General features: G+C 69.5%; 26 protein-coding genes and 2 riboswitches. Of the genes, 10 read left to right on the plus strand and 16 right to left on the minus strand.

Annotation, left to right across the window (positions count from 1 at the left end; genetic code table 11):
• Positions 1-57 precede the first annotated feature (57 nt).
• Positions 58-168: riboswitch (glycine riboswitch) on the minus strand.
• 1 nt (position 169) lies between these two features.
• Positions 170-257, minus strand: a riboswitch (glycine riboswitch).
• 119 nt (positions 258-376) lie between these two features.
• Genes CLV49_RS17835 through CLV49_RS17865 form a run of 7 tightly spaced genes read left to right on the plus strand, consistent with a single transcriptional unit; the run spans position 377 to position 7,797 of the window.
• Positions 377-1,171, plus strand: coding sequence for an NUDIX hydrolase (locus CLV49_RS17835; protein WP_106564740.1), 795 nt, complete (start codon positions 377-379; stop codon positions 1,169-1,171).
• Positions 1,168-2,463: a quinolinate synthase NadA gene (gene nadA, locus CLV49_RS17840; protein WP_106564741.1), complete on the plus strand. Its 1,296-nt coding sequence runs from the start codon at positions 1,168-1,170 to the stop codon at positions 2,461-2,463. The genes CLV49_RS17835 and nadA overlap by 4 nt, the downstream gene beginning before the upstream one ends.
• A 1-nt stretch (position 2,464) precedes the next feature.
• Positions 2,465-4,051 carry an L-aspartate oxidase gene (gene nadB, locus CLV49_RS17845; protein WP_106564742.1) on the plus strand — a complete coding sequence of 529 codons (1,587 nt, stop codon included), beginning with the start codon at positions 2,465-2,467 and terminating at the stop codon, positions 4,049-4,051.
• On the plus strand, positions 4,045-4,938 hold the full coding sequence (nadC, locus tag CLV49_RS17850; protein ID WP_106564743.1) for a carboxylating nicotinate-nucleotide diphosphorylase: 894 nt from the start codon (positions 4,045-4,047) through the stop codon (positions 4,936-4,938). The genes nadB and nadC overlap by 7 nt, the downstream gene beginning before the upstream one ends.
• Positions 4,935-6,074: a cysteine desulfurase family protein gene (locus CLV49_RS17855; RefSeq protein WP_106564744.1), complete on the plus strand. Its 1,140-nt coding sequence runs from the start codon at positions 4,935-4,937 to the stop codon at positions 6,072-6,074. The genes nadC and CLV49_RS17855 overlap by 4 nt, the downstream gene beginning before the upstream one ends.
• A gap of 59 nt (positions 6,075-6,133) precedes the next feature.
• A complete protein-coding gene (locus CLV49_RS17860; RefSeq protein ID WP_106564745.1) occupies positions 6,134-7,141 on the plus strand; it encodes a DUF2332 domain-containing protein in 1,008 nt (335 codons plus the stop codon).
• A 53-nt stretch (positions 7,142-7,194) separates the two neighbouring features.
• On the plus strand, positions 7,195-7,797 hold the full coding sequence (locus CLV49_RS17865; RefSeq protein WP_243696501.1) for a carboxymuconolactone decarboxylase family protein: 603 nt from the start codon (positions 7,195-7,197) through the stop codon (positions 7,795-7,797).
• Here CLV49_RS17865 and CLV49_RS17870 read toward each other — a convergent pair.
• The 8 genes from CLV49_RS17870 to CLV49_RS17905 all read right to left on the minus strand — a co-directional run bounded on the left by CLV49_RS17870 (position 7,781) and on the right by CLV49_RS17905 (position 15,828).
• A complete protein-coding gene (locus tag CLV49_RS17870; RefSeq protein WP_106564747.1) occupies positions 7,781-8,260 on the minus strand; it encodes an SRPBCC family protein in 480 nt (159 codons plus the stop codon). The genes CLV49_RS17865 and CLV49_RS17870 overlap by 17 nt on opposite strands.
• Entirely contained in the window at positions 8,257-9,678 is a 1,422-nt protein-coding gene (locus CLV49_RS17875; RefSeq protein WP_127054209.1) for a hypothetical protein, read from the minus strand. Before CLV49_RS17875 ends, CLV49_RS17870 begins: the two co-directional genes overlap by 4 nt.
• A 65-nt stretch (positions 9,679-9,743) precedes the next feature.
• Entirely contained in the window at positions 9,744-11,825 is a 2,082-nt protein-coding gene (locus tag CLV49_RS17880) for an alpha/beta fold hydrolase (RefSeq protein ID WP_106564749.1), read from the minus strand.
• Between the two features lie 78 nt (positions 11,826-11,903).
• On the minus strand, positions 11,904-12,740 hold the full coding sequence (locus CLV49_RS17885; protein ID WP_106564750.1) for a M23 family metallopeptidase: 837 nt from the start codon (positions 12,738-12,740) through the stop codon (positions 11,904-11,906).
• 83 nt (positions 12,741-12,823) lie between these two features.
• A complete protein-coding gene (locus tag CLV49_RS17890) occupies positions 12,824-13,216 on the minus strand; it encodes a barstar family protein (protein WP_106564751.1) in 393 nt (130 codons plus the stop codon).
• Entirely contained in the window at positions 13,206-13,838 is a 633-nt protein-coding gene (locus tag CLV49_RS17895; RefSeq protein ID WP_106564752.1) for a response regulator, read from the minus strand. The genes CLV49_RS17890 and CLV49_RS17895 overlap by 11 nt, the downstream gene beginning before the upstream one ends.
• 76 nt (positions 13,839-13,914) lie before the next feature.
• On the minus strand, positions 13,915-15,339 hold the full coding sequence (locus CLV49_RS17900) for a sensor histidine kinase (protein WP_106564753.1): 1,425 nt from the start codon (positions 15,337-15,339) through the stop codon (positions 13,915-13,917).
• Entirely contained in the window at positions 15,340-15,828 is a 489-nt protein-coding gene (locus CLV49_RS17905) for a hypothetical protein (protein WP_106564754.1), read from the minus strand.
• A gap of 195 nt (positions 15,829-16,023) precedes the next feature.
• On the opposite strand from CLV49_RS17905, the gene CLV49_RS17910 reads away from it, so the two are divergent.
• On the plus strand, positions 16,024-16,878 hold the full coding sequence (locus tag CLV49_RS17910) for a hypothetical protein (RefSeq protein ID WP_106564755.1): 855 nt from the start codon (positions 16,024-16,026) through the stop codon (positions 16,876-16,878).
• Positions 16,879-16,969: 91 nt separating this feature from the next.
• On the opposite strand, the gene CLV49_RS18390 is transcribed toward CLV49_RS17910, so the two are convergent.
• From CLV49_RS18390 to CLV49_RS17920, 4 genes are all read right to left on the minus strand, one after another.
• A complete protein-coding gene (locus CLV49_RS18390) occupies positions 16,970-17,110 on the minus strand; it encodes a hypothetical protein (protein ID WP_158262003.1) in 141 nt (46 codons plus the stop codon).
• 175 nt (positions 17,111-17,285) lie between these two features.
• A complete protein-coding gene (locus tag CLV49_RS18395) occupies positions 17,286-17,462 on the minus strand; it encodes a hypothetical protein (RefSeq protein WP_158262004.1) in 177 nt (58 codons plus the stop codon).
• 44 nt (positions 17,463-17,506) lie between these two features.
• Positions 17,507-19,045 carry a cryptochrome/photolyase family protein gene (locus CLV49_RS17915; RefSeq protein WP_106564756.1) on the minus strand — a complete coding sequence of 513 codons (1,539 nt, stop codon included), beginning with the start codon at positions 19,043-19,045 and terminating at the stop codon, positions 17,507-17,509.
• 48 nt (positions 19,046-19,093) lie between these two features.
• On the minus strand, positions 19,094-20,347 hold the full coding sequence (locus tag CLV49_RS17920; protein WP_106564757.1) for a flavin monoamine oxidase family protein: 1,254 nt from the start codon (positions 20,345-20,347) through the stop codon (positions 19,094-19,096).
• Between the two features lie 186 nt (positions 20,348-20,533).
• On the opposite strand from CLV49_RS17920, the gene CLV49_RS17925 reads away from it, so the two are divergent.
• On the plus strand, positions 20,534-20,968 hold the full coding sequence (locus tag CLV49_RS17925; RefSeq protein ID WP_106564758.1) for a hypothetical protein: 435 nt from the start codon (positions 20,534-20,536) through the stop codon (positions 20,966-20,968).
• A gap of 209 nt (positions 20,969-21,177) precedes the next feature.
• Positions 21,178-21,729: a hypothetical protein gene (locus tag CLV49_RS17930; RefSeq protein WP_106564759.1), complete on the plus strand. Its 552-nt coding sequence runs from the start codon at positions 21,178-21,180 to the stop codon at positions 21,727-21,729.
• A 15-nt stretch (positions 21,730-21,744) separates the two neighbouring features.
• Here CLV49_RS17930 and CLV49_RS17935 read toward each other — a convergent pair whose 3' ends face one another.
• The 4 genes from CLV49_RS17935 to ychF form a co-directional block, all read right to left on the minus strand.
• On the minus strand, positions 21,745-23,157 hold the full coding sequence (locus CLV49_RS17935; protein WP_106564760.1) for a TrkH family potassium uptake protein: 1,413 nt from the start codon (positions 23,155-23,157) through the stop codon (positions 21,745-21,747).
• A gap of 123 nt (positions 23,158-23,280) precedes the next feature.
• A complete protein-coding gene (nhaA, locus tag CLV49_RS17940) occupies positions 23,281-24,603 on the minus strand; it encodes a Na+/H+ antiporter NhaA (RefSeq protein ID WP_106564761.1) in 1,323 nt (440 codons plus the stop codon).
• A 428-nt stretch (positions 24,604-25,031) separates the two neighbouring features.
• On the minus strand, positions 25,032-25,685 hold the full coding sequence (locus tag CLV49_RS17945; protein ID WP_106564762.1) for an SDR family NAD(P)-dependent oxidoreductase: 654 nt from the start codon (positions 25,683-25,685) through the stop codon (positions 25,032-25,034).
• Positions 25,686-25,786: 101 nt separating this feature from the next.
• Entirely contained in the window at positions 25,787-26,860 is a 1,074-nt protein-coding gene (gene ychF / locus CLV49_RS17950; protein WP_106564763.1) for a redox-regulated ATPase YchF, read from the minus strand.
• Position 26,861 lies beyond the last annotated feature (1 nt).

The raw sequence follows: 26,861 nt of genomic DNA on the forward strand, positions 1-26,861 counted from the left end.
CAGGAGGGGCTGTACGCCCCGGCCCACGACGAGGGCGCTGTGCGCCTGGTCGGGAACTCCCCCTCTGTCATCGGCCTGAGAGTTTCACGCCGCGCATCGCGGAGCTTTCACCGTCGGCGGGACACCCACGACCCGAGGGTCGGATGGAGCGTCCACTTTCCAGAGTGGCCAGTTCGATGCGGTACAGAACCTGAGAGATTGGCGGGGAGGCTTGCTCCTTCGGTGCCGGGCGTGCCCGGCTCTCCCGCATCGCGTATGCGGCCCGTTGTTCGATTGTGCGCCCAGCCTATCGGCGATCGGCCCGGAGACCGCGATCTCGAAACGAGACGTTCTTATAGTCTGCTGCACCTTATGTGGGTGCGGGGTGTTAGAGTCGATGCGACCCGAAGGAGACACCGTGGCCGCGAACGGCGAGCAGGATCCTGCCGGCCCCGTGACCCTCGCGGTGTCGACGGTCATCTTCGCGCTCCGGAGCGACGACGGAGTGGGATCAGACAGTGAGGATCCCACGATCTGGCTGCCACTCGTGCGCCGGATCCGGGAACCCCACGACGGTCGATGGGCGCTTCCCGGCGGTCCGCTCGCCTCCCACGAGGGTCTCGCCGAGGCCGCGGCCCGATCCCTCTCCGAGACCACCGGCCTCACGCCGAGATACCTCGAACAGCTCTACGCGTTCGGCGACGTCGATCGTTCGCCCGGGGACCGCGTGGTCTCGATCGTCTACTGGGCCCTCGTCGACGGGGCCGAGGCGAAGCGCGCTCACGTGGGCCAGAACGTGCGCTGGTTCCCGGCCGATCGGCTCCCCCGCCTCGCCTTCGACCACAACGCGATCGTCGACTACGCGCTGTGGCGGCTGCGGACGAAGGTGGAGTACAGCGACATCGCTCGCGCCCTCCTCGGGGAGACCTTCACCCTCTCCGAACTGCGGACGGTGCACGAAGCCGTGCTCCAGCGCCGACTCGACCCTGCGAACTTCCGGCGCCAGGTCGATGCGCACGGTCGGCTGGAAGCAACCGGCGACTCACGCCGCTCGGGCGCCCATCGTCCGGCGCGGCTCTACCGGTACGCCGCCGACGAATCCCGCGCATCCCCGTACCCCGTGACACCGGATTCGCCTCGACCCACCCCTCGTCTCTCGACACCTCCTATCCCGATCGGGGAGCAGCCATGACAACGACAGCATCCGTCGACCTCGCCATCCGCGACATCTCGAACGGCACAGCTCAGGGATCGACCTGCAGCCCGGACCTCGTCCAGGCTCCGTGGACCTTCGATCTGCAGCCGCCCGGCTACGGCCCGGGTGCGTCCCTCGGAGACGTCATCCCCACCGGGACGCCGCGGCAAGGACAGCTGCCGGCGTTCTACCGGGACGCCGAGCCCGCGGAACTCGACCGTCGCATCCGCTCCGCGAAGGACCTCCTCGGCGAGCGCCTCGTGATCCTCGGACACTTCTACCAGCGCGATGAAGTCGTGCAGTATGCCGACTACATCGGCGACTCGTTCCAGCTGGCCGGTGCGGCGAAGGGGCGGACGGACGCCGAGGCCATCGTCTTCTGCGGCGTGCATTTCATGGCGGAGACGGCCGACATGCTCTCCTCCCCCGACCAGGCCGTGATCCTGCCGAACCTCGCGGCCGGGTGCTCCATGGCCGACATGGCGGACATCGATCAGGTCGAGGAGTGCTGGGAGGAACTCGCCGCGCTGTACGGCACGGAGCCGGACGCCGACGGCCGGGTGCCGGTCATCCCCGTCACGTACATGAACTCCTCGGCGGCGCTCAAGGGCTTCTGCGGCCGCAACGGCGGTATCGTCTGCACCTCGTCGAACGCGCGGACCGTGCTCGAGTGGGCCTTCGAACGCGGTCAGCGGGTCCTCTTCTTCCCCGACCAGCACCTCGGACGCAACACGGCCAAGGCGATGGGCGTGCCCGTCGAGTCGATGCCGCTCTGGAACCCCAACCGCCCCCTCGGGGGCAACGACGAGAGCGCACTCGCGGACGCACGAGTCATCCTCTGGCACGGCTTCTGCTCCGTCCACCGTCGGTTCACGGTGGACCAGATCGATCGTGCGCGCGCGGCCCACCCCGGTGTGCGTGTGATCGTGCACCCCGAGTGCCCCATGCCCGTGGTCGACGCCGCGGACGAGAGCGGATCGACGGATTACATCGCGAAGGCCATCGCGGCGGCCCCGGCGGGGACGACGTTCGCGATCGGCACCGAGATCAACCTCGTGCAGCGACTCGCGGCGCAGTACCCCCAGCACACGATCTTCTGCCTCGACGACGTGATCTGCCCCTGCTCCACGATGTACCGCATCCACCCGGGATACCTCGCATGGGTGCTCGACGAGCTCGTGGACGGTCGCGTCGTCAACCGCATCACCGTCGGCGACGACGTCGCCGTCCCGGCACGTATCGCTCTCGAACGCATGCTCGCCGCTCGACCGCCCGTTGCGAGCGCCTGACATGCGCGTCGTCGTCGTCGGCTCCGGGATCGCGGGACTCACCACGGCTCTCCATGCGTCTGCGGATCACGAGGTGATCCTCGTCACGGGAGGCAGGATCGACGCCGCCAACACGGCGTGGGCGCAAGGAGGCATCGCCGGTGTCCTGTCCGAGGACTCCGACGCCTCCCCTCCGGCCGACTCGGTCGACTCGCACATCCGCGACACCCTGCTCGCCGGGGCTGGGCTGTGCGCCGAGGACGCCGTCCGGGTGCTCTGCACTGAGGCCCCGGATCGTCTGCACGAACTGATCGCTCTGGGGGTGCCGTTCGACCGTTCGGGCGGAGTCCTCGCGCGAGCCCTCGAAGCGGCGCACTCGGCGCCCCGAGTGCTGCATTCGGGCGGGGATGCGACGGGCGCTGCGATCGAACGGGTCCTCGTCGAGGCCGCACGGTCGCGCGTCGACACCATCCTCGAGTACACACGACTGATCGATCTGATCGTGCGTGACGGCGCTGTCCGCGGGGTCTCGCTCACGAGCCCGACCGGCGCGAACCGCATCGATGCCGACGCCGTGGTCCTCGCGACGGGCGGTTTCGCCGGTCTCTACGCCCACACGTCGAATCCGCGGAGTGCGACCGGATCGGGGATCGCCGTAGCCGCTCGCGCGGGCGCGTTGCTCGCCGACCTCGAGTTCGTCCAGTTCCACCCGACGGTGCTCGCGGCGTCGAGTTCGTTCCTCGTCTCCGAGGCCGTGCGCGGGGAGGGCGCCGTGCTCCGCAACGAGCGCGGCGAACGCTTCATGCTCGCCGTCCATCCGGATGCGGAACTCGCTCCGCGCGATGTCGTCGCGCGCGCGATCGCCCGTGAGATGCGCGGGCAGGGTGGACGACCCGTCGTCCTCGACGCCACCGCGATCGACGGCCAGGGGCTCGACGGCCCGGGGCTCGACGCACGGTTCCCGAGCATCGCTCGCCGCACGCGCGAAGCAGGCTACGACTGGAACACCGAGCCGATCCCCGTGACCCCGGCCGCGCACTACACGATGGGCGGTGTCGCGACCGACCTCGACGGACGCACGAGTGTGCCAGGACTCTTCGCGGTCGGAGAGGTCGCGCGTACCGGGGTGCACGGGGCCAACCGTCTCGCGTCGAATTCCCTCATGGAAGGCGCGGTCTTCGGGGCTCGTGTGGCGCGTGCGCTGTCGGCGCGCGATCGGGAGCCCTTCGCCGTCGCGGATGGGAGCGTGATCGGCGTCGCCGTTCCCATCGCGGGGACGTCCTTCCGGGACGAGCAGCCCCTCTCCCTCGGGGAGCTGCTGTGGGACGAGGTCGGGCTGGTGCGCTCCGAGAGCGGATTGCAGCGAGCCCTGCAGCACGTATCGGCATCGGCCGCTTCCGGAGGAGATCGCGACGAGGTCACCGTCGCGGCGCTCGTCGCGGGAGCCGCCCTGCTGCGACGGGAATCGCGTGGAGCCCACGCCCGGGCGGATCACCCGGACACCGACCCGTCACTGGCCCGTCCTCAGTTCCTCCGCGGCGAGTCCCCGTCTGCTGAGAGGACGGCCGCGGATGTCGAACCGGCGAGAAGGGAGGCGATCGCGTGCTGACGCGCTTCGAGATCGAATCGGCGGTGCGTGCGGCCCTCGTGGAGGACGCCCCGTGGGGCGACCTGACGTCCACGGCCCTCTTCGGGCCGACCGCCAGGGCAGAGGCGCTCCTGGTGTCGCGCGAGCACGGCACCTTCAGTGGTGGTGAGGTGTTCCGAGCGGCTTTCGAGCTCCTCGACCGCGACGTCCGGGTCACCGATCTGGTGCCGGATGGCACCCGCTTCGCCCCGGGCGACGAGCTCGCGCGCGTCGCCGGGTCCGCGCGGTCGGTGCTCCAATCGGAGCGCGTCGCGCTCAACTTCGTGCAGCGGATGAGCGGAACGGCGACGCTCACCTCCCGATTCGTGGACGCCGTCCGGGGGACCTCGACGCGCATCGCGGACACACGGAAGACCACCCCGGGTCTCCGCGCTTTCGAGAAGCACGCCGTCGTGAGCGGAGGCGGGCACAACCATCGCTATTCCCTCTCGGACGCCGTGATGGTGAAGGACAACCACCTCGCCGTCGTCACGAACGGAGGCGAGTCCGTCTCCGGCGCTCTCCGGGCGCTGCGTGCGCGACTCCCCCACACGACCCATGTGGAGGTCGAGGTGGATCGACTCGACCAGATCGAGGAGGTGCTCGCCGGAGGGGCCGACACGGTGATGCTCGACAATTTCACCCTCGACGACCTCAGGCGCGGAGTGTCCCTCATCGACGGGCGGGCCGTCGCCGAGGCGAGCGGGACGGTATCGCTCGAGACCGTGCGCGCCATCGCCGAGACGGGGGTCGACGTCGTGTCGGTCGGAGCGTTGACGCACAGTGCTCGGGCGCTCGATCTCGGATTGGACGTGCGCATCTCCCCTCACGACGCGCTCGGTGAGGCCGTCGAGACCTGGACGCCGTGATCTACCTCGACGCGGCGGCGACCGCTCCCGTTCGGCGGGAGGTCCTCCAGGCGATGTGGCCGTACCTCACGACGGAATTCGGCAACCCGTCGAGCGTGCACGCCGTCGGTGAGGCCGCCGCGACGGCACTCGAGGACGCCAGACGCCGGGTCGCCCGGGCCTTCGAGGTCAGAGCGACGAATGTCGTCTTCACCGCCGGCGGGACCGAGGCGGACAACCTCGCCGTCAAGGGCCTCGCCCTCGCGACGCCGCGCGGACGTCATCTCATCGTGAGCGCGATCGAGCATGAGGCGGTCCTGCGCTCGGCCGACTATCTCGCCCGGCTCCACGGATTCGAGGTGTCGATCGCGCCCGTCGACCACGACGGGCGCGTGGACCCCGAGGCTGTCGCCTCCCTTCTCCGTCCCGACACCACCCTCGTGAGCGTGATGCACGCCAACAACGAGGTCGGCACGGTCCAGCCCGTCTGGGAGATCGCGGAGCGCGCCCACGCCGTGGGTGCCCTCGTACACACGGATGCCGTCCAGTCCGTCGGCCAGCTCGACACGCGGATCGGCGAACTGGGCGTCGACGCGCTGACGTTCTCCGGCCACAAGCTCGGGGCTCCGAAGGGCACGGGCGCCCTCGTCCTGGGTGGACGCCACGAGATCGAACCGCTCGTCCACGGCGGCGGTCAGGAGCGCGGGCGCCGCTCCGGTACCGAGTCGGTGGCAGGAGCCGTCGCCCTCGCGACGGCGCTCGAGTTCGCCGAGGCGGAGCAGACATCGGCGGTCTCGGCCGCTGTGGAACGCGATGCGTTCGTCTCGGCCGTCCGCTCGGCCGTCCCGACCGCGGTCCTCACCGGTCACACGACGGAGCGGCTGCCGCGCAACGCCTCTTTCGTGTTCCCCGGCGTCAACGGCGAGACGATCCTGCTCGAGCTCGAGCGGCGAGGGGTCCTGTCCTCGAGCGGCTCGGCGTGCGCGGCCGGGCGCACGGAGACCTCCCACGTCCTTCTCGCGATGGGCCTCGCCGATGACGTGGCCCGTTCCGCCGTCCGCTTCACCTGGGTGCACGGCACGACCCCGGCCGAACTCGCGGGCGTCGCGGAGTCCGTGGCGCACTCCGTCGCGGCTCTGCGTTCGATCCGCTCCTGAGGCGGATCTCGCGCTCCGGCGTAACGTTGAGTCGTCCACCAGGGACGAGGAGGCCGTTCGTGTCCGATGACAACACCGACGACGCACGTGCCGTCGTCGCCGACCACTACCGTCGCTTCGCCGAGAACGAGGCGGACCCCGTCTCCCCGCTCTTCGCCGACTGGGCGCGCGGAGTCGCCTCCTCTCCCCCGCTCCTCGAACGGATCGCCGCGCTGCCTCGGATCAAGCGCCAGGCGAACCTCGTCTTCGCGTCGGCACGCTGGGAGGGGTGCCCGCTCGATCCCTTCCCCGCCGCCGGAGACTGGATGCTCCAGCACTGGGAGAAGATCGTCCCCACGATCCTCGCGCGATCCACGCAGACCAACGAGGCCGCCCGGTGCGCGACCCTCCTCCCGGAACTCGCCTCCATCGATGGACCGATCGCCCTCATCGAAGTGGGGATGTCGGCGGGATTCTGCCTCTATCCCGACCGATACGCGTACCGGTACCAGGTCGGGGACACGGTCGCCGAGCTCAGTCCTCCCGTCTCGCGCGGCCACGACGGCTCCCCCGTCGTGATCGATTGCGCCGTCTCCGGTCCGACGCCGCTACCGACGCGCCTCCCCGACGTGGTCTGGCGCGCGGGAGTCGACCTGAACCCCATCGACGTCGACGACCCCGAGCAGGTGCGCTGGCTCCAGACCCTCGTCTGGCCGGGGCAGGAGGGTCGCGTCGAGCGGATCGAGGCCGCCGCAGCGGTCGTCCGGTCGGACCCGCCCCTCGTCGTCCGCGGGGACCTCGTCGACGAGCTTCCCGCCCTCGCAGCCTCAGCGCCGGACGACGCGACGCTCGTGGTCATCCACAGCGCCGTGCTCCTCTATCTGACGCCGGAGCGGCGCGGCGCCTTCGTCGACGTCGTTCGTTCACTGCCCGCGGTGTGGCTCGCGAACGAGAGCGACTCAGCCCTCGCCGAGCTGACCGCACCGTTGCCGGCCGGGGTCGACCCGCGCGGACACTTCGTCCTCCGTCGCGATGGTCGCCCCCTCGCCCTCACCGGTCACCACGGGCAGTCGCTGCGCTTCCTGTGAGGCCGACCGTCGCTCCCGTTCGGCTCTTCCCGGCGCGCCGGGATGGTGGCAGCATGACCTCATCACGAGCGACGGGCGGTGCAGCCATGACCATCATCACGACGCCGACGGACGACGAGGTCAGCGGCACGACCGCCGAGATCTACGCCTCCGATCGGGACGACCTCGGGTACGTGGCCGAGCACACGAGACTCATGGCGATGAACCTGGATGCCTTCGCGGCGTGGGAGGACCTGGCCCGTGCTGTCGCGCGGCCCCTGGGCCTCCGGCGCTACGAACTCGTGACGCTCGCCGCGGCCAAGGGGGCCGGTTCGGCGCTGTGCCGTCTCGCCCACGGGCGGAGATCACTGTCGCTCTTCGAGGCCGGACAGCTGGAACGGATCGCTCGGGATCACCGGGATGCCGGCCTCACCGATGCGGAGGTGGCGATGATGGACTTCGCCGAGAAGGTCAGCCGCGACGCAGCCGGCATGACCGACGCCGATGGTGAGACGCTCCGGCGGCACGGCTTCTCCGACCGCGAGATCGTCGACATCGCCCTCGCTGCGGCCGCACGGAACTACTACAGCCGGGCGATCGCGGCGCTCGGGGCATCCGTCGAGGAGATGCCCGGTCTCGACCCGCGTCTCGCGGCCGCCCTCACCGAGGGTCTGTGACGTCCGCAGCGATCCGTCGAGCCGCGATCACGAGATGCCGGTTGCGCGAGACGATGAGCTCGCGCATGTAGTGCTCCAGGACGAGCCTCTCGGAGATTCGGCCCACGAACCCGAACGGCGCGTCGAACACGATGTCGTCGGTCATGAGGCAACCGTCACCATGGGCGGAGAAGCGATGCTCGTGCCGCAACCGTCGGAATGGTCCGGCGATCTCCTCGTCGACGAAGATGGTCGGTCTCTCGAACTCCGTGATGCGCGACACGAGGGTGAAGGGCAGTCCGAGGTGTCGAGCCCGCCAGGCGACGTGCTCGCCCTCCTCGATGCGCCCGCCGCCGCGGCCGCCGACGATCCGTTCGCCGGATGAGCGCATCGAGTCGAGGTGCGCGTCGAGATCGCGTGCGAGATCGAAGGCCGTGTCGGCGCCCACGGGCAGCACGGTTTCGAGGTGCAGGTGGACGGTCATGCGACCGTCGACACCTCTGCGTCGCGACGGGCGCTCAGCCGCGCGAAACCGACGAGGCACACGGCGAGAGCCGCGAGCGACAGGGCGTATGCCGCCCACTTCATCCCCTCGGCCCACGGGGATGTCGTGATCGGCAGGGGAACGGAGAACGAGGCCGTGTACGTCGCGGCGGCGCCGACGGCCCAGAGGCTGAGGAGGACAGGGGCGAGCCGCCTCCACGCCGTGAGCCCGACGGCGACGGCCGCCGCGAGCAGCGCGATGAGCGGTAACGCATACCGCGTGTTCGCCGCTCCTCCCGTCGTGACGTAGCTGATCTGCATCGCGACGACGACGACCGTCACCCCGACGACCATCACCCCGACCAGGACCGATGCGCGAGACACCGGACTCCTCCGCCCGCGAACCGCCCAGACGATCGCCGCGACGACGGCAGAACCGATCGGGATGAGGAGGAGGAGCCAGGGCGCGTAGCCGTCGGCCGGCGAATCGATCCGGAAGATCGAGAAGAGACCGGACCAGAATCGCGTGTCGCTCACGACCTCCACGGCGGAACGGTCGACGCGCCCGAGGTTCTCAGCGGCCCAGTCGGGGTGGCCGCCGGTGATCCCACCCGTGAGACGGACGTTGCGGAGATAGAACCACCCGATGGCGGCGACGGGTGCGACGACGAGAGCGAACGCGGTGCCGATCCTCATCGCCCATGCACGAGGCGTCGACTCTCCGCGCCGAGCGGACAGGAGGGCGGCGACCACCATCACACCGACGAAGACGGCGAGCGAGAGGCGCGTCGACATCCCGCCGACCGCCACGAGGACGGCCGCCGCCGCAGTGCCCCAGCTGATTCCCCCGCGAAGCATCCGAGCAGCCAATCCGAGGGCGAGAGCGGAGAACGTGCTGGCGAGGAGATCGTTGTAGACGGCGCCGCCGACGAGGATGATCATCCCGGTGAGCGACGTCACGACCGCTGCGGCGGCGGCGAGGCGTCGAGCGTCCGGCCAGCATTGGCGGACGGCCCACCACACGGCGAGGACGGTCGCGGCCGCCACGAGGGCGTTCGCGAAACGGGCGGCGATCACCGCGGCGAACATGTGCTGCCCGTCGACGAGCGGCCCCACGATCGGCGCCAGCAGGACGTAGAAAAGCGGTGGGTGCTGCGCGACCCATTGAACGGGCGGTGACGATCCGAAGCCGGGAGTGAGGACCACTCCGTCCTCGAAGACCGGGAGCCGGCCGAGCCACACCTGGTAGGCGTAATCGAGATGAGCCGTCTCATCGTTGCCACCGAGCGGCTCCGTCATGAGGGCGCGAGCCACGGAGGCGAGCAGCACGACCGCCATCGCCGAGACCACGACGACGGCGGTCCACCGCCGTGTGGCCGACCCACGCGATGCCGTCGCCGCGGCTCCGGACGTGTTCACGAGAGGGCGGGCGGGTGCGCGATCGTCATGTCTCGATCCTCCCATGCCCCCGTGTTCGATGCCGGTCAACCGAGCTGCGCCGGTCTGCTCCAGGCGCGATCGTGGACGTGCTGGTCGAGGAAGGCGAATACCGTCTCGTACCAGACGACAGCATGCTGTGGCTTCAGAACCCAGTGATTCTCGTCGGGGAAGAGGAGGAACCGGTGCGGCGTCGTGCCGTCGTCGTCGGCGTGGTGTTCGGCGAGCTCCGACCACAACCGCAGGCTCTCCCCGACGGGGACACGATAGTCACGGTCTCCGTGGACGACGAGCAGGGGTGTCACGATGTCGCGCACGAAGTGATGAGGCGAGTTCTCCGTCAGCCCTCTGGGTGTGAAGACGGTCTGCCAGAACTCGGAGTTGTCGGTGGTTCCGATGAACTGGTCGAGCGCCCAGAGGCTCGCATGGCTCACGATGGCGCGGAAGCGGTCGGTGTGACCCGCCACCCAGTTGGCCATGTAGCCACCGAACGACCCGCCCATCGCGGCCGTCCGGTCCTCGTCGATGTCGTCGCGTCGCACGGCCTCGTCTGTGATCGCCAGGAGATCCGTGTACGGCGCGGCTCCCCACGCGTTCCACCCGCGCGCGATGAAGTCGAGGCCGTAGCCGGTGGACAGGGCCGGGTCCGGCAGCAGGACGGCGTAGCCCTTGGCGAGGGCGAGCTGCGGGTTCCACCGCCAGCTCCACGCGTTCCAGCTGTTGAGGGGTCCCCCGTGGATCCACAGGAGAAGCGGTGCCGGCGTCTCCGCCGACGCCCCGTCGGGGAGGAGGAGCCATCCACGGACGCGCGCTCCGTCGTCCGCGGTCGTCGCGACCTCGGTGATGGAACCCAGCGGTGCCGGAGCGCCAGCGGGCGTCGCGAGGAGGAACACCTCGCCATCGGCGCGGACGCGGACGGGGTGTGGCGGGCGGGTCCAGGAGGAGCGCAGCGCGACGAGGTCACCGGACGACGCGTCGACGGCGACGTGGGTGTACGCGAAGTCGTCCGTCGTGAGCTGCTCCGGAGCGGAGCCGTCGAGCGGCAGGCGGAAGATGGGGCCGCGTCCGTCGTGGTCGGCGGTCGCGATGATGTTCGTGCCGTCCCGGTCGAAGACGAGGGACGAGGGCCACCGATCCCAGTCCGTCGCGATGCGGCGCGCGTCGCCTCCGTCGATGTCGGCGACCCAGATCTCCTGGTCCGCGGGAGCGTCAGCGGTGTGGAACGGTGCGCGGAGGAAGGCGAGCCGCCTTCCGTCGCGGCTGATGACCGGCGACTCGACGTGGACACCGGGTTCGTCGAAGAGCGACGTGCGCTCCCCGCTCGCGACGTCGATGGCCACGAGGACGAAGCGGCCCGACCGCTTCTCGGCGACGCGGAGAGAGGCGATGAGTGTTCGGCCGTCGGGCGTCAGAGCCTGGCCGGCGGTGTCGGCCGACCGTCGGGGCGTGGGAGTCAGGTCACGTGGGCTGGTGAGGTGCGAGGGGTACACCCCGCGGCTCTCGTCCGCGGATCGGCCGGTCTCCACCGAGTCGCGTACTTCCGGCAGCTCGTCGCCACCAGGCGTCTCGAGGGCGAGCAGATGGGGAACGCCCGGTCCCAGGTCGTGGTCCCAGTACCGGACGGGATAGCTTTCGTGGAACACCGCCGTGATGGAGGCGTCGGTCCGCCGCTTCCGCGCGGCGGCGTCCTCCTCGATGGAGCGGGACGAAGGCAGCAGATCGGCCGAGATCACGACGGTCTCACCGTCGAGAGCCGTCGCGGCGATCGACGAGACGCCGCCGGCGAGCCTCGTCAGGCACCGGGCTTCCCCTCCGCGTGACGGGAGCAGCCACAGCTGCGGTGCATCCGGTGCCTCCGCGGCGGAGGCGTCAGCGCGGCCCGACACGAAGAGCACGTCACCCGACCCTGTGAATGCGGCCCCGCTCTCGCCTTTCGCGGAACGTGTCAGACGGCGCGGCACTCCCTCGCCGTCCGCCTCGATCTCCCACAGCGCACGGTCGAAGGAGGTGCGATCGGTGGACAGCGTCGCAACGGTGAGAACGGCCTTCCGGCCGTCCGGCGAGAGGGCGAGGGACTCGACCCGGGGAAGAGCGATGTAGTCCTCGAGCGAGGAGAAGGGAGTCGTCATCCCACCACGCTAGGCGGTGTGCCGAGATCCGCACGTGAGCAGACCGCACGAGTCGCTCAGCCCGACGGGACGATCCGGCTACTTCCCGCCGTCGTAGTTCGCACCGGCGACGGCCGCAGTGATCGGGATCTGCAGCGCGGTGAGGATCGCCTCGAACTCCGCGGGCGTCATCGTGCGCTGCGTCATCTTGCCGTGCTTGATGAGGCTGTCCCGCTCGAGGGCGGTGAGGTGGTGCAGGCTCTTGAAGCCCACGATGGCCGTGTAGTGCTTCGTGACGTTCTTGTACGCCGCGTTGCAGGTGATCATCATCATGTCGAGCCTTTCGAGGTCACTCTGTTCCGGTACAGCTGAAGCGAGCGGGGCGAGCTGGATCTTGGGTTCCGGGTCGATGCTGACGCCGTTCTGGCGGACCTCGATGTGGAGGTGCGGCCCGGTCGAGGAACCGTTGTGGCCGACGCGGGCGATCGGTGCCCCGGCAGCGATCTCGCCGAGCGGGGCGAGCGTGCCCCGTTCCAGGTGCGCGTAAACGGTCTGGAATCCGTCGCCGTGGTCGATCGTGAGGCAATTGCCGAAGCTGTTCGCCTCGAACTGTCCGTAGTTGAGGTCGTCCCGCCGCCACACGATCGTGCCGGCAGCGGCCGCGTATATCTGGGTGTTGCGTCCGGGTGAGTAGTCGAGACCGCGGTGGAAGGAGCTGCAGCCCGCGCACGGCGATGCGCGAGGACCGAAGTCGCTGCGGATCGAGTAGCGGGTCATGAAGGGGAAGTACCACTCCGGTTCCGCTGCGCGCGCGGGCGCGCTGGGGAACGGCCCGAAGATATCGGCCAGGAGCGCCGACGCCGCCAGAGCGCTCGCGCCCAGAACGATGTTCCGGCGAGAGAGGTGGGGGGTGGCGAGTGGCTCGGAATGAGTCATGGATTCAAGAATGCGGGGTGAATCAGGGTTTTACCAGTCACCTAAGCGGGTGTCGGCGGACTCAGTCCGCTTTTCTCGAGGCCTTACGCGAGATCGAGGTGCAGTTCGGGGTGGTCCGCGAAGATCTCGAGCACGATATCGAAGTAGGTACGACCCGCACCCTCCCGCAGATCGGCGAGCGCCGTCCGCGCGGCATCGGCGTTGAAGGCGTCGGGCCGCGCGAGCTTCGCCGTGTAGTAGGCGATCGTCGTCTCACGACCGAGACCCAGTCTGCTCACCTCGTGATCGGCCCACACGATGCGCGCCCCCGATCGTCCTCGCAGCGCCCCGTAGCCGCCGTACAACATGTCGTTCAGAGCATCGAGACTCTGGCCGAGACGCCAGGACTCCCCCGCCATGAACACCCTGTTCACCTCGTCGTAGAACGACGGGATGTCTCGCACCACGGAACCCTCGAGGCGCAGGTCAACCGGCATCCGTGTGCTCCTCTCCGCGAAGATTGTCGCGTGCCCACAGAGCCGCGCTCGTGCGGTCGGCCACGCCGAGTTGGCGGAAGATGCTGCCGAGGTGGGCCTTGACCGTGCGTTCGGTGATGCCGAGGGCCGTCGCGATCTGCTTGTTCGCGAGGCCCGTGGCCACGAGGGCGACGACCTCGCGTTCCCGCGTGCTCAACGGACCGGCCGCCGCCCGCGTGGGGAGGAGGACGCCGGCCACGCGCGGGTCGAGGGGAGCGTGCCCCGCGGCGACGGCGCGGACGGCCGCGCGGAGGTCGGCGGGTTCCGCGTCCTTGAGCTGGTACCCGGCGGCGCCGGCGGCGACCGCGCGGCTCACCCGGTCCCGATCGGAGAACGAGGTGAGAACGAGCACGCGCGAGTCGGGGTGCTGGGCGCAGATCAGGCGTGTGGCCTCCACCCCGTCCATCACGGGCATCGACAGGTCCATGACGACGACCGCCGGCCGTGTCTCGTGGACGAGCTCGAGCGCGTCGGCGCCGTTGCTCGCCGACCCGACGACCTCGACGTCTCCGTCCGCGCCGAGCACGGAGACGAGTCCCTCGCGCACCATCGCATGGTCGTCGACGACGATCACCCGGATCATCGGTCGACCTCCTTCCCACTCCACGGCAGTGAGTCCCTTCCTGTCCGAACACGGCTCGACGCCGCGATCACCCGGATCATCGCACGTCCGACGTCGGTACGCCGTCCGTCCGACGGCGGTCGGCTGCGAGGCGGAGCCGCCACCGCGTGCCGAACCCGGGCGCGGAGGCCACGGACAACTCGGCTCCGGCGTGGGCTGCCAGGTCGACGATGACGCGGGTCCCGAGGTGGCCACCCGTGGGTGCCTCCCGGAGGATGCTCGGATCGAAGCCCGGGCCGTCGTCCGCGATCTCGAGGACGATGTCGGCGTCCTCGCGACGCACTCGGATCAGTGAGGTACACGGAGCCGCGTGCGTCACGGTGTTGCGGAGCGCCTCCTGCGCCACGCGGTAGAGCAGCTGCTCGTCGCTCGCGGCGAGGTCGTCGAGGGATGCCGGCAGATCGAGTTCCACCGTCACTCCACGAGCACGCGCCGTCGCGGCGAGATCGTGGAGGGCGTGGCCGAGTCCGGCCGCGCTGAGACTGGGCGGGTAGATGTCCATGAGCAGTGACCGCAGCGCGCGGACGTTGCCGCGGACCGAGGCCGCGACGGTGCGCATGTGCTCGGCCGATCCGCCGTCGCCGGTGCGAGCTGCCGCGTCGGCCGCGCTCTCCGCAGCAAGGCTCGTGGCGACGAGCTCCTGGACGGGACCGTCGTGCAGCGTCCCCGCGATCCGGCGACGCTCGGCGTCCGAGGCGTCCACCGCGTGCTGGAGGAGATCGGCGCGGCGTCGCTCCTCGCGGCGGAGCCGGCCGAGCAACCCCCAGACGATCGGGGCCGTGGCCACGACGAGGAGGAGCAGACTGCTCGTCGTGACGCCGGCGAAACCGCGCCAGAGATCCGCGGAACGAGCGGCGACCGGTTCGTACGGCAGGTACACCTCGAAGAGGAGCTCACGACCGTCCGGCGCCCACACCGGGCGGTAGACCTCGAGGAGCCGCGACCCCGACTCGAACTCGTTCTCCTCTTCGGAGAGGTCGGAGACCGCCGCCCGCGTCGTCGCGGTGGTGAGCGCCTCCTCCTGCGCATCGTCGAGGTCGAACGTGCGCCCGATGAGTTGCGGTTCATCCGCATAGAGGACGAGTCCGTCGGCGCTCCAGATCTTCACACGCACCACCCCGGCACCGAGGAGCTGATCTCGAGCGACCTCGTCGAACGCGGCGATGGCGTCGGTGTCGGCGTCGACGAGGGCCGATGTGAGGGCCGGCTGGACGACGGCCTCCGCCAGGACGTCGGTGACGTTGGCGGCATCGTTGACCGCCTCCCGTTCGGCGAGCCACTGAGCGGCGACCGTGGCGAAGAGGGCCACGACGACGAGCACGACGACGAAGCCCGCCGCGAGGCGGATGACGATGGAGCGCGCACGAGGCGACCGCGACGCCTCAGCGTCGCGGTCACCCGCGTCGACGAGCGTGATCCAGGGGATCTCGTCGACGCCCGACTCCGTGCGGCCCGCCGTCACTCAGTCGTCCTCTCCGCCGCCGGAGCGGTCGTCGCCGCCGTGGCCACTGTCGTCGGTCCCGCTGCCACCGTGCTCGTCGCCGCCGCTGTCATCACTGCCGCTGTCATCACTGCCGCTGTCATCACTGCCGCTGCTGCCGCCGTGATCGTCGCCGACGTCGTCGGTCCCGTTGTCGCCGGTCCCGTTGTCGTCTGTCCCGTTGTCGTCGCCGCCATGGTCATCCGCCGACGGGCTCGGCGAGGGCGATGTCGATGGCGACGTCCCACCCTGGACGTCGCGGTCGTCACCCGGCTCGGTGCGGTCGTCGCGCGACACGTCGCCGCCGCGGTCGTCCGCCGACTCGGATGGGGAGGGTGTCGACGTCACCGCTTGCGTCGGCACCCGGACCGGCACCGATTCGGCGAAGGAGGCGTTGCCCCATAGACCCAGCACGGCGGGGACGGCGACGACGACGAGGGCTCCAGCGCCGAGGAGGATCCGATTCTTCATGATGTGTTCCTTTCGCTCATTGTGGACCGCGAGGTCGTCGTCTCCAAACGTCGCTCCGGGTGGTCTCCTCCGAGCATCGCCGGGAGGAGGCCACGTCCACCAGTGATCGATGGTCGTAGTACCAACGTCGGATTGTCCGGCCCGCCGGCCGCTCAGGAGAGTGGGTCCTGCTCACCCCAACGAATCGAGGCCATCATGAGCAGCATCTCCATCGCCCGTCGCGCAGTGGTCGTCACCGCGGCGTTCGTCGTGGCATCCGGCATCATCCTCGGCGGCGGTGCCGCCCAGGCGAAGACCACCTCGGCCGGCGGCGACTACGCCGTGACCGTGAACGGCGTGACCTACAACCCGGCGGCGGGGAAGGACGTCAAGGTCCAGAACATCGCCGTCTCCGGTCGCATCACGGTGTCCGGGCGGAACAACCGCTTCACGATCGACCCCGCGACGCTCGGCGTCTACGACTACACGCTCACGGGGGCGCCTGACACGCAGCGGATGGTGACATCGCCCACGGTCGTCTTCGCATCGAAGGTGCCCACTCTCACCGCCGCCCAGCGCTCCGGTGTCCGACTGTCGAAGCTCGAGGTGAAGGACGACAGCGTCGTGGCGATCTTCACGACCTCGGCCGGCAAGCTCAAGATCCAGGCGAAGGACGGCGCGCAGGGCGGCATCTTCCAGATGGAGCCGGAGTTCGCCGGCCCCATCGAACTCGTCCACACCCTGGGTTCCGGCCTGTTCTACTTCGTGAACGAGTTCACCGGCAAGATCAACTTCGGCAACGGAGTCGACGCGGTCGCTTCGGGTGCGAACGCGCACCAGATGCTCCTCGGCAAGGACAGCCCTCAGGTCGCGACGAAGACGTTCCAGAGCGGAACCGTCACGAAGTGGATCGTCGAGCCCGGCGGACGCCTCGGCGGTGTTCTCGGCGAGGACGCCATCGAGCTGTCGGCCGGTGCGACGAACTGCACCAGCAAATGCCAGGCGCAGAACCGCATCAACGGTTCGCTCCCCGTGCCGCCGAACCCGACGAACCCCACCCCGATCGGCTGATCGGAGCACGCACGGCTGCCGCAGTGACCGCCGGGGCACCAGGATCGACCTGGTGCCCCGGCGGTTCTGCATGTCAGCGGCAGCGCGGACGTCAGCGGCGGCGCGAGCCCCGACGCGACGACCGCTTCGAGCGGGTGGACCTCGACGAGCGGCCCTTCTTCGTCTGCTTCTGGTCGCCGAACAGCCGTCGGGCGAAGTTCAGGAGGAAGGGCAGGGCGAGTCGCATGAACATGGGGATTCCTTCGTCGGATCGGGACCGACGGAGAGATCGGCGCGTCACGAGCGTAGGCGGGACTCGGCGACCGGCACCCCCCGTTGACGCGCAGAGACGTTATGGGCGGAGACGTGATGGGCGGAGACATGATGGGCGGAGACGGGAGTGTCCGTCTCCGCTGTCACCACACCACTTACGCGTCCGTGACCTCGTAGAACGACGGGTCGGCGGCGTCGCCCGGAGTCGCCCCGCCGTCCTCATGCCCGGCGTCGATTGCACGGTACGTGACGCCCTCGTAGACGATCTCGGGTCCGTCGTCCTCGACGACCGCGACGGTGATCCCGCGGGAGTTGATCAGTTTGGCCTTCATGTCGTCATCCTCTCATTCGCCCCGGTGCTCAGGTGCGCAGGTGCTCACGACCGACCGAGGAGCACGTCGGCCCGCCGACGGTGCTCGTCGCGCTTCTCCGCGTCCATCCTGTCGAGCAGCGAGACCACCATGGTGCTGCGCGGGTTGGATGCGAACACCGGGCGGTGGTCCTCGATGAAGGCCCAGTACAGAGCGTCCCAGTCGGGTACCCACCCGCCCGTCGGGAGGTCCGACATCTTCCGGAGGTAGTTGCTGCCCGACACGTAGGGCTTGGTCGTGATCCGATCACCGGCCGCGAACTGGCTCATGGCGTAGACGTTCGGCACCATGACCCAGTCGTACGCGTCGATGAAGAGCTCCATGAACCACTCGTAGACCGCGTCGGGGTGGATGCGCAGCAGGCACATCGCGTTGCCGAGCACCATCAGGCGCTCGATGTGGTGGGCGTAGCCGGTGTCGAGCACGCGGGAGACGACGAGATCGACGGGCGCGAGTCCGGTGGTCGCGTCCCACCAGCCGGGGTCGAGGGTCCGCTCGTGGCCGAGCACGTTGGACGTGCGCATCCGGCGACCCTGCGTGCGGTACGTCGCCCGCATGTATTCGCGCCAGCCGATGATCTGCCGGACGAACCCCTCCAGCGAGGCGAGCGGGGTGTCCTCGTGCGCGCCCTCGAGGACCGCGTCGAGGATCTCCCGCGGGTCGAGCAGACCGATATTGAGGGGCCCCGTGAGCAACCCGTGGTTGATGAAGGGGTGCGTCGCCGAGATCGCGTCCTCGTATGGACCGAAGTCGTCCAACCGCTCGCGGACGAACTCGCGGAGGTGCTCGCGAGCCTCGTCCGCCGTCGTCGGCCAGGCGAACAGATGCGGGTCGCCCGGGTTGTCCGGGAACTCGGCGGCGACCCAGGTGATCGCTGCGGAGACCTCGTCGGCGACCTCGCGGTCGGAACCACCGATGTCCAGGGTCCCCGACTCGCGGAACACGGGGTGATCGGCGAACCGCTCGACGGTCGGCGGCCGGTAACCCTTCGGCAGCTTCTTCCGATTGTCCGCGTCGAACGACCACTTCCCGCCGACGGGTTTCCCGTGGTCGAGGAGCACGTCGAGGCGCTTCCTCTGCCACACGTAGAAGTTCTGCATGCGCGCGTCGTTGCGGGCGAACCAGTCGTCGATGTCCTCGCGGTCGGTGAGGAAGTTGGGCGTCTCCATGACGTCGCTGCGCTGCATCCGGTAGCCACCCTCGGCGAGCGCCGCGAGCAGGTCGCGCTCGAGCCAGTCGTCGACCACGTCGAACCAGGTCACGAGCGCGGGGTCGAGCTTCCGGACGAGGTCCGCCAGCTGCCGGTTCGATCCCCGGTCCGCCTCGCTGCGGAGGTGCTCGACGTCGAATCCGCGCTGACGGAGGCGGAGAGCGAAGCGATCCATCGATGCCCGGTGCAGGACGAGCTTCTGCGCGTGGAAGCGGTACTGGCGGAAGAGCAGATCGTGCTCGATGAGCACGAACACGGTGTCGTCTGGAGCCTCGAGGTGGACGTCGAAGAGCTGGTGCGGCAACACGAGTCTCAAGGAGGGGCCGGAACTCATGCCCTCACGATAGGTCGGGGACCATCGCAGACCAGCCGGGTTGCGCGGTCACCCGAGTCGCGACAGCACCGCACCCGCCGCGCGGGCACCTGAGACGAGGGCCCCCTGGATGGATCCGCTCTCCCGGTGGTCTCCCGCCACGGTGGTGCGCTCCCCCACCCAGGCGGGCCCGCGGTCGGTCAAGGGCGGCGGCTGGGAGGGAAGGGTGTGTGGAACGACGTGGTGGGCGAGGACGTCCCAGTCCCTGGTCGACGTCCGGTAGAGGCGCTCGAGGTCGCGGCGGATCTCCGACTCGTTCGCGAGGCCGTCCGGGCGGTCGAGCAGCGTGGTCGCCTGCACGAGGTGCTCGCCGGCGGGCGCGTAGGTCGGTGCGACGTCGGAGATCACGGCCGTGTTCCAGATCGGCCCGGCCGGGCCGCCACCGGCGCGCGACGCATCGATCGTGAGGAAGCGCCCGCCGGCCGGGCGACTCGGGGCGCGGAACCACCACGTCGTCAGCGCATGGGTCGCGGGAACGGCGACATCCACGAGGCCCGCCACATCCTGCGGTCCGACGGCGACGACGACCGCCCGCGCACGCAGCACGCCGTCATCCGTCGCCACCTCGACGCCATCGGGTGTCTCGCGTACCTGCCGCGCAGCGGCGCCGAGCCGGACCGGCTCGGACAGGGTGCCGGCGAGCTGTTCGGGGAGCGCCCGCATCCCCGCACTCGGGAGCCCGGGTGCCCCGAGCGCGAAGTAGCGGACCAGCTGCCGCACGTAGCGGGCGGAGTTCCCACCGGTGCTGTCCGAGAGGACGCCGGCGAGGAACGTGTCGAGCACGTCGCGGCGGAGCCTCCCCGTGAATCCCGCTGCGTCGAGCGACGTACGCAGCGTCTCGTCCGTCGCGGTGCGCGCCGGCCGCTTCGTCCGGAGGAGCGTCGGTCCGATCCAGCGGGCGAGAGCGATCAGGTCGGCCGGCGGCGTGTGCCGGCTGCGGAGCGTGGACAACAGGTGCTCCGGGTGGCGGAGCGGGTGCGCGAGCGTATCCGTCGTATCGCCGTCGCGGACGACCACGCCGACCCCGAACGACTGCAGGTCGAGCGCGTCGACGTCGATGCCGTCCTTCAGAGCCGGGTAGGCCGGGTTGAGCACCTGGAAGCCCCGGTCCACCTGGAAGCCTTCCACCGTGTCCGTCCGGATCCGACCGCCGACGGCGTCGCTCGCCTCGAGCACAATCACCCGGCGACCCTCCCGCTCCAGGTGCCGTGCGCACTGCAGCCCGGCGAGTCCCGCGCCGATCACGATCACGTCGGTGTCCATCAGTCTCCGTCCGTTCGGACCCTCAGCGTGCCATCCGCTCGCGGACGCCTGCAACGGGGCGCCGGTCGGCCTCGCGGTGTGCTGGCACCTCATCGGTCAGGATCGGAGAAGCAGACCCGGCCGATCGGTCGTACCGTGAGGGTCAGGCCCACATCGGCCGTCCCACCACCGGAGAAGGAGAACGACATGGCCGAGAAGACCGCAGGTCTGTCCGCCGAGGAACGCGAGGCCGTCAAGCAGCGCGCCGCCGAGCTGCGCGCCGAGGCCAAGGCCGGCAAGACGCGCGAGGCCGGAGCGAAGGCCGTGCGCGAGGCGATCGAGGCGATGCCGGACGACGACCGCGCCCTCGCCGAGGGCATCGACCGGATCGTCTCGGAGGTCGCTCCGCAGCTCGTGCCGAAGACCTGGTTCGGCTTTCCCGCGTACACCGACGCCGACGGCAAGGTCGTCGTCTTCTTCAAGGCCGCCTCGAAGTTCACGACGCGCTACGCGACGCTCGGCTTCGAGGAGGCGGCCCGGCTGGACGACGGCGACCTGTGGGTCACGTCGTTCGCGCTCATCACTCTGACCCCGGAGGTCGAGGAGACGATCGCCGAGCACATCCGCCGCGCGGCGGGGTGAGGTCGACGCGACCGGCCTCGCGTGCCTCCCGGCGTCGGGTTGCGACGGAACGGTCGTGTCCTGCCGTCACGCTTCTTCGCGAGCGACCGGACACGACCGGATGTCCTGGAATCCGGTGCGCATCCGGGGTATCGTTCCCCGCGGTGTGCCGGGAAGTCTGGTCGGCGGGCGATCGAGGACGGTCGCTCTTTCCGACGGAAGGCAGCGCTATGCATCCCCCCTCCCCCTCCCCCTCGCTCGTGGTCGTTCACGAGGGCCTCCCGCCGACGCTCGCCGTCGTCCTCGCGAAACACGACGTGCACATCGTCCGAGCGGAGACCATCGACGAAGCCGGTCGGGTCCGCGACTGCGCGATGACCCTTGTCGTCGCCCAGATCCACCTGACCTCCGACGACCCGCGTTGCCGTGGTGGAGCTGACGTGATCGGTTCGATCCTCACGGGTCTCGTCGAGGGGCCGTCGCGACCGCGTTCCACGCTGGTTCTCGTCACGTACGACGGCCAGGGGCACGTGGAGAAGCGGCTCCGTCAGAAGACCGAGTCGTTGTTGCGCCAGGCGGTGCTGCGCGCGGCGACGTCGTTCGGCGCCGATCTCGTCGTGAACGCGCTCATGGTGCCGGTGCCGTCGGACGACGTGATCGTGGCGGAACGTCTCGTCGCCATGGCGGACGCTCGACCGCCGATCACGACGGGCGAAGTCCTCCACCTCTCCGACGTGGTGGACCAATCGATCGGCGAGGCGCTGCTCGAACGCAGTCTCTGACGCCGAGACGACCGCTCAGCCGATGATCGGACGTTCCTCCGGCACGTCGTAGAGCAGGTTCCGCTGTCGCACTGCCAGTGCGGCGGCGAGGCCGGCCGGTCCGATACGGCCGGCGACCATCAATGCGCTCAGGACGTACTTGCCGAACGGCGGCAGCTCCTCGCTGAGCCCGACGGACAGACCGCAGGTGGCGAAGGCCGAGATCACCTCGAAGAGGATGCGGTCGAGCGGCGTGTCCGTCACGAGCATGAGGAGCGCGGTCGCCGTGAGAACAAGGGTCGCCCCGAGGAACGTCACGCTGATGGCGAGACGGAGCGTTCCGTCCGGGATCGTCCGGTTCGCGACACGGACGTGACGGTCGCCTCGCGCCTCCGCGATGATCGCCAGGAAGAGCACGGCGATCGTCGCGACCTTGATACCGCCGGCCGTCGAGGCCGAGCCTCCGCCGACGAACATCAAGGCGTCCGTGGCGAGAAGAGTGGCCGGGTGCGATGCACCGGTGTCGGTGAGCGCGAATCCTCCCGAGCGCATCATCACGGAGGCGAAGAGCGAGTGGAAGACCTTGTCCCCCACGCTCATGTCACCCACCGTGTCGTCATTCGACCATTCGAGCACTCCCCAGATGAGCGCACCCACCACGAGGAGGATGGTCGTCACGGACAAGGTGAGCTTCGTGTGGAGAGTCCATCGCACTCGATTGAACCGATGCGTGATGATCGTGAGGAACACGGGGAACCCGAAGCTGCCGACGAAGACTCCGACCATGATCGGCGTGAGGATCCACGGGTCCGAACCGTATGCGGCCAGGCCGCCGACATTGGAGGCGAATCCGGCGTTGTTGAAGGCGGAGACGGAGTAGAAGACCCCGTGCCAGAGTCCTTCCCACCAGGTGTCGTCCACCATCATGAATCGCGGCACGAGCACCACGGCGAGTGCCGCCTCGATGGCCAGAGTGGTCAGGACGACGATCCGCAGCAGGCTGCCGACTTCGCCGAGACCGGAGGATCCGATGCTCTGCTGCGCGAAGACTTTGCTCTTCACCCCGAGTCGCCGACTCACCGCTCGAGCGAGGAGGAGGGCGATCGTGACGATGCCGAGCCCGCCGGTCTGGATGGCGGCGAGGATGATGACCTGGCCGAGGAAGGACCAGTGCGTCGCGGTATCGACCGTCACGAGCCCCGTCACCGTGACGGCGGACACCGCGGTGAACATCGCATCGTGCAACGGGGTGGACCGTCCATCGGCCGCCGCTGCAGGCATCGTGAGGAGGGCGGTGAACACCCCGGCGGCGAGGACGAACACGAGGGCAGCTGTCCGTGCCGGTGTGCGTTTCGCCGCATCGCCGATCCACGAACTCGTCCGGTGTGCGACCGATCGGGGCCGGATGTCGAGGGGCGGTCTCGCGGTTCGGCCTGTCGACGATCTCATGGGTCCGCTTCTTCCGATGGCGCGTTGGGAGTCACGCCGACCAGACTTCCCGGCTCACCTCGAGCAAGCATAGGTCAGCGCGGCGCCCCGCGATACGCGAGGTGCCACGTCGAGATCGGGCGCTCAGTGACGCGCCGCATCCTCCTCGACGACGGTGGGCCGCTCCGTCGTCTTCCGGTAGATCGCACTGCGTCGGCCGAGGATGATCCCCCCGATGGTCGCGGCCAGCAGCGAACCGGCGAGCACGCCGACCTTCACGGTGGCGTCCTCGGCCGTGCCGACCCCGAAGGAGAGCTCGCCTACCAGGAGCGAGACGGTGAAGCCGATACCCGCCACGAACGAGACACCGAGGACGTCGATCCAGGCGATCGAACGATCGAGGGTGATGCCGCGCACCCGCGTGATGAGGAAGGTCGCGCCGGTGATGCCGATGGCCTTGCCGAGGACGAGCCCGGCGATGACTCCGAGCGCGATCGTGTCGGTGAGCGACTCGACGAGTCCCGACACCCCACCGACGGCGACGCCGGCGGAGAAGAAGGCGAACACGGGCACGGCGACGCCCGTTGACACGGTGCTCCACCGGTCCGCGAAGCGTGCGGCGAGGCCCTCGTAGACGGGGGCACCGTCGGAGTCGGTACCGACACGAACGCGGGCCCGTTTCGTGGCGACGACCGGCACGACGAAGCCGAGGAGGACTCCCGCGACCGTCGCATGGATGCCGGCCGCGTGAACGAGTGTCCAGGTCGCGAAGGCGAGCGGGAGGAGGAGCCACCACGAGCGGATCCCGCGCTGGACCGCGATCGCGAAGAGCGCGAGGGGGATGAGGGCGAGCCCCAGCGGGAGGAACGAGAGGTCGTCGGTGTAGAACACCGCGATGATCGTAATCGCCAGGAGGTCGTCCACGACGGCGAGCGTCAGCAGGAACGTGCGCAGGGCCGGGGGGAGGAACTTCCCGACGACCGCGATGACGGCGACCGCGAACGCGATGTCGGTCGCCGCCGGGATGGCCCACCCCCGGAGAGCGTCCGGGCCCGCGTTGAGGTTGATGATCGTGAAGATGACGGCGGGCACCACCACCCCGCCCACCGCTGCGGCGATCGGTACGGCGGCGCTCCGCGGGTTGCGGAGCTTTCCGAGGACGAACTCCTCCTTCAATTCGAGCCCGACCACGAAGAAGAAGATGGCCAGCAGCCCGTCGGCCGCCCACGAGGCGACGCTCAGGTCGAGGTGGAGCGCTTCCGGTCCGAACGTGAACTCACGGAGGGCCTGATAACCGGGGGCAGCTGGACTGTTCGCGAGGACGAGGGCGAGGACGGTCGCTCCGAGGAGGAGCACGCCACCGACAGCGTCCTGTTTCAGTGTCTGGTGGAGTCCGCGCCAGAGAGACGGGCGGGCTTGCCTTGAGACAGGCGTAGGGGAAGAAGCAGGCGCGGGGGCAGAAGGCATGACGGACCGTTCGATCGGAGGGGATGTCGTTCGAGAGCGCCCCGGTTCCGTGATCGGCGGGGCGTCAGGCGCGTGGGGGCGGGCAGCCGGCGATCTCGCCGTGCGCGTTCGTTCCCCAGGAACTCATCCAGCCGTTCGTGCCGCTCGCTCGCTTCGTCAGCAGCCGTCGCTTGTGCACCGCGGTCGCTCGACGGGCTCGCGAGCGAGTCAGGCGGGCACAGGGATACGGCACGCGACGAGTCTACGGACTGATCCTGAGCAGACGCCGGTTGACCCCGGCTCGCACCACCTCTGCAGCTCCGTCGCGCTCAGGTCCTCACGGCCGGGTCCGGATCCGCCAGGCGGCTTCGGCGCCCCCGCCGTCAGGAACGACCCACGCCGGGATCCACGACCTTCGTGAGCGCTCAACTGCGGCACCTCGGCCGAGCCTAGAAGGCGGTGCTGGGCAGATCCTTCTCGCCATCGACGATCGCGGTGACGATCCGCGCTGCGACCTGGTCCGGGTCCAGGGCCGCTCCGAATCGCGGCGCCGTCCCGGCGATCGGGTGCTCGGACAGCGTGGTGCCCGTGTGGCCCGGGCGGGCGTCCAGGATTCGGATGCCCGACCGGCGATACTCGCGCGCCGCGGCGACGACGAAGGCCGCGAGCCCGGCCTTCGACGCCGAGTACGCGGCCAGACCGGCGACGGGCGTCTCGGCGACGACACCGCTGAGAGTCACAACGAAGGGCTCCCGGCCGTCCTGTGCCGAGGCCGCGAGGTAGGACTGGCTCTGGGCGATGAGCTGGATCGCACTCGTCGTGTTCACAGCGAACAGTTCGTCCACCGTGGTGGTCTCGAGCTCGGATGCCGCTCCGAAGGCGACGACCCCGGACGCGACCACGAGCCCGTCGAGCCGACCGTGCTGCGTATGCGTGGTCTCCAGCACCTCCCGAATCACAGAGGGTTCCCGCAGATCGTGCCCAGCAGACCTCGACGATCGGGCGACGACGGCGCCGTTGCTCTCCAGCTGATCGGCGATCCGCGAGCCGAGCCCGCCGGTGGCACCCACAACGAGGACAACCGCACCCTGAAGATTCGTCATGGGGGGATCGTAGATCACGTGGGGCCGCGGACCCAGCCCGACTCATGACAAAGACTGCCCCACCTGCCGAAGCAGATGGGGCAGTCTCGAGATCCGGCGAGCTACACGTTGAAGCGGAACTCCACGACGTCGCCGTCCTGCATGGTGTAGTCCTTGCCCTCCATGCGGGCTTTGCCCTTGGAGCGGGCCTCGGCGACGGAGCCGGTCTCGACGAGGTCTTCGAACGAGATGACCTCGGCCTTGATGAAGCCCTTCTCGAAGTCGGTGTGGATGACGCCGGCCGCCTGGGGCGCCTTGGCGCCCTTCGGGATGGTCCAGGCGCGCGACTCCTTCGGACCGGCCGTGAGGTAGGTCTGCAGGCCGAGGGTCTCGAAGCCCACGCGGGCGAGCTGGTCGAGGCCCGACTCGTCTTGACCGGTCGACGCGAGCAGCTCTGCGGCGTCCTCCGGGTCGAGGTCGATGAGCTCCGACTCGATCTTCGCGTCGAGGAACACGGCGTTCGCAGGGGCGACGAGGGCGGCGAGGTCGGCCTTCTTGGACTCGTCGGTGAGGATCGACTCGTCCACGTTGAACACGAAGATGAACGGCTTGGCGGTGAGCAGACCGAGTTCGCGCAACGGAGCGAGGTCGAGCGAGGTGGCCGAGAGGAGCGTGCCCTGCTGGAGCGACTCGATTGCGGCCTTCGCCGTCTCGAGCACGGATGGGTCGAGTTTGCGCCCCTTGACCTCTTTCTCGTACCGCGTGGCGGCCTTCTCGAGCGTCTGCAGGTCGGCGAGCATGAGCTCGGCACCGATCGTCTCGAGGTCGGACTTCGGGTCGACGGCACCGTCGACGTGCACGACGTCGGAGTCCACGAATCCGCGGACGACCTGCGCGATCGCGTCGGCCTCGCGGATGTTGGCGAGGAACTGGTTGCCGAGCCCCTCCCCCTCACTCGCGCCGCGCACGATGCCGGCGATGTCGACGAAGCTCACCGTGGCCGGCAGGATGCGCTCACTGCCGAAGATCCCGGCGAGCACGTCGAGGCGGGGATCCGGAAGGTTGACCACACCCACGTTCGGTTCGATCGTCGCGAACGGGTAGTTCGCCGCGAGGACGTCGTTCTTCGTCAGCGCGTTGAAGAGCGTCGACTTGCCGACGTTGGGGAGACCGACGATTCCGATAGTGAGAGCCACG

Origin of the sequence: Labedella gwakjiensis (assembly GCF_003014675.1) — a bacterium.
GTDB classification, from domain to species: domain Bacteria; phylum Actinomycetota; class Actinomycetes; order Actinomycetales; family Microbacteriaceae; genus Labedella; species Labedella gwakjiensis.